This is a genomic window from Moorena sp. SIO3B2 (assembly GCF_010692525.1).
GTDB lineage: Bacteria > Cyanobacteriota > Cyanobacteriia > Cyanobacteriales > Coleofasciculaceae > Moorena > Moorena producens.
Genome location: NZ_JAAHHE010000238.1, coordinates 6,668 through 9,533, shown reverse-complemented (window position 1 = coordinate 9,533; position 2,866 = coordinate 6,668). Strand labels below are relative to the sequence as shown.

Annotated in this window: 4 protein-coding genes; all 4 read left to right on the top strand. The window is 45.7% G+C overall.

Features of this window, described 5'->3' with window-relative positions; all coding sequences use genetic code 11:
• Positions 1-990: 990 nt before the first annotated feature.
• Entirely contained in the window at positions 991-1,407 is a 417-nt protein-coding gene (locus tag F6K38_RS29405; RefSeq protein ID WP_287358614.1) for a hypothetical protein, read from the top strand.
• Between the two features lie 13 nt (positions 1,408-1,420).
• Positions 1,421-1,573 (top strand): hypothetical protein, encoded by a 153-nt coding sequence (locus tag F6K38_RS29400; protein WP_287358612.1) that lies wholly within the window; start codon positions 1,421-1,423, stop codon positions 1,571-1,573.
• A gap of 24 nt (positions 1,574-1,597) precedes the next feature.
• Positions 1,598-2,050, top strand: a complete 453-nt coding sequence (locus F6K38_RS29395; RefSeq protein WP_287358609.1) for an RNA-dependent RNA polymerase family protein — start codon at positions 1,598-1,600, stop codon at positions 2,048-2,050.
• Between the two features lie 128 nt (positions 2,051-2,178).
• Positions 2,179-2,790, top strand: a complete 612-nt coding sequence (locus tag F6K38_RS29390; protein WP_287358606.1) for a hypothetical protein — start codon at positions 2,179-2,181, stop codon at positions 2,788-2,790.
• The last annotated feature ends 76 nt before the right edge of the window (positions 2,791-2,866 follow it).

The window sequence follows — 2,866 nt, the reverse complement described above, 5'->3', positions numbered from 1 at the left end:
AGTTATTGGTGATTTACTCAAGCCTGTGAACAGCAATCTTGGTTAGTGATTGTAGCCCAAAATCGAGTGTCAGATTAGTCGTAATTAGAGATTATAGCAAGTCAATTACCCATGAGGTAAAAATTTCTGGGTTAATGGGAGCAGGGACTTCGGAGCAGGGAGCAGGTGCGAGGCAAAAGGCAAAAGGCATGCATGCTAGAGGCAAGAGATGAAAAAGATTGTGTACCTCATCGCTATGATAAAAGCTATAGTCCATCGTGAAGGAAGTGCTTGCCCTGCTGGAGAAGTTTCGTAGGTTGGGACATAAGTTGACTAGCTGATTATCCCATTTTGCCAAAGCTTGGACGACTTGAATCTGGACTTAATGAGAACCCGATGATCAGTGTTGACCTTAAAACTATCTATAAATTCCTAGTTTACAAAAAAAGATATGTGTACAGTTAAATGGAGCGCGATTGTGTGTTTTAGTATATAACAGCTCCTAAGGTAGTGGTCGTACAAGCAAGTGATAAGCTACACCGACTTCAGTACATAACACCGCCTGGTCTGGCATATACTCATCTTGAACCGAGCTATTTTGTACCCAATAGATAGCCGGGCTGATTGGAGTCAATTCCCCACCGGGTGCATCTCATTTTTGCTGTTTGATCCGGTGGTGCGTATCGGGGCCGACAATACCCGCGCTGGCATTGAGGTATATAATGACGGCGAGCCGCCCTGATGCTGCTGGCGAATTCGTGAAACCCGAATTGCTGCCGTAATCGGCTCCCCTCTCCCAAGGTGGGGAGAGGGGCTGGGGGTGAGGGCTGATGGGGCTTCAGGGTAAGTTTATGAAATATTTCGCCTACAGCATCCGCCCTTAACGCACCCTACGTTATATAATTTCCTAGATGAGATGCACCCAACCCCACCTAGCTTTGGTTAGGCAATTTTGACAAAACGGAAGTTCCGATTAAACCCAACCTTCATAGTATGATCTGATTATTTCTGATGTTAATAGAGCAAATTGCGTCAGTACAGGTTTTAGATCAGGCTTTTGCCTGGGTTTGTGATTCTCGCGCCCACTATCACTTTAATGGGGATATTTGGCATCAATGGCGGTGGTGGCATCAGAAAAAAAACCAAATACAAGGGTTGATTCGCTCTGGTCGCTATCGGTTTCGAGAATTACGTCAGATCCGGGCAATTGACCGCATCTTTGAATGGTGGCACTCTCAGGATGCCCTGGTTTTGAAGGCGATATCGATTGTGCTCACCGCACACCTGTTACCCCATTTATCGCCCCGTTGTTTTCATTTGGCTGGTACTGGGGGAATCAAGGGGGCAGTTAGAGATGTTTTGGCCCATTTATGGGAAAATAAGTTTGTGTTTCGGACTGATGTTCAGCGGCTTATATGCCAGTATTAATCATCACATCTTAATGAAGATTGTTAAGCAGTATGTTAACGATGAGAAGGTTTTGGCGTTGCTTTGGGGCTATTTACGGCGTTATGTGTCCGATGGGGGAAAGTTCGTTGATATTGAACAGGGGATCTCCTTGGGCTGTCCAATGTCTCCCATGATGGGGGCTTGATTTCTGAAACCGTTAGAGGATAGGATGGCTGAACTAGGCGGTTTTTCTGCCCGGTTTATGGACGTAGTGGTAATCCTTGCCCCCACTCGCTGGAAGTTGCGGAAGGCGATTAAAGCGGTGAATCAGGTCATGAATGACCTACAGGTTGAAAAACACCCCGATAAGACCTTTATTGGACCGATCGCACGGGGGTTTGATTTCTTGGGGTATTTCTTCTGTGGTCAGGGGTTAAGGATTGCGAAAAAAACCATTGAACGGATGCTGGACAAAATTTCTCGGCTTGATGAGCAAGGTGCGGATGTAATCCGGATTGAGAAGTATGTCCGACGCTGGTGGCAATGGGTTAAGGGTGGCGTTGATGGGTTGGTTGATTCGGTTTCCTTCCTCAACACGGCTTACGTAGTGTGTGTACGTTTTTGGATGGTCTTTTGCTCGGTTTCACTCATCATGGCTCATTTGAAGACTGGTAATGGTTGATAGCTGTTCGGTCTTGAACAATGGTCTGGGTTTGTGTACATTACCTACCATCGCCTCCTTAACCCAATGGGGAAAACTGATTCTTTTTTTAATGTAAAGTGCTGTTCTTGTATAGGAAACTTGGTTCCATGCTTTCTCGCTTTTTTCCTGGCTTTATTTCGGCTTTTTGTATAAGCTTACAAGTATGGTTAGGTTATGGTTTCTCTGTGCCTGCTGCACACGCCGATTTGATCATCAGAGGGACCAATAACTCAGACGCGACGGCTTTCGTGCTCTCTTGCCATCTCGACGACCATCTTGATGACGACATTGACAATTACGAGCACGATTCCGAATTTGCCTGGGATGTTTTTTTTCCCGATAATGTGCTACGACCTAACACCTATATGATGACTGGTGCGAGTTATTGTGCGGCGATCCGAAGCTCTTCCGACCCGGACCTGATTTATCCTTTCGGGGTCTGGATTGCACCTAATACAAAGGACACAAAGTTCGTGAGAAAACCTGTTGTCGGGCGCGATTCCATTCTACCTAGTCAAACGGCTAACCTTGTTGTTACAAAAAACCATGTTTGGACTATCGGAAAATCCGGCCATGATTTTATTTGTCGTGATTATATTAATAATCGCGATCTCACACTCGAACCTTGCGGTTTTGTCAGGGATGATGATTACGATGGCCTTCGGTTGACTGTTAAAAAAACGGGTCAGCTTCTGATCAACCCCGTTTATTCAAATTAGGTGAAATGGTCTACCCCGGACTTTAACCATCTCAGGTTAGGGTTAACGGGGTTTACCAGATCTTCGTTCGGACTCG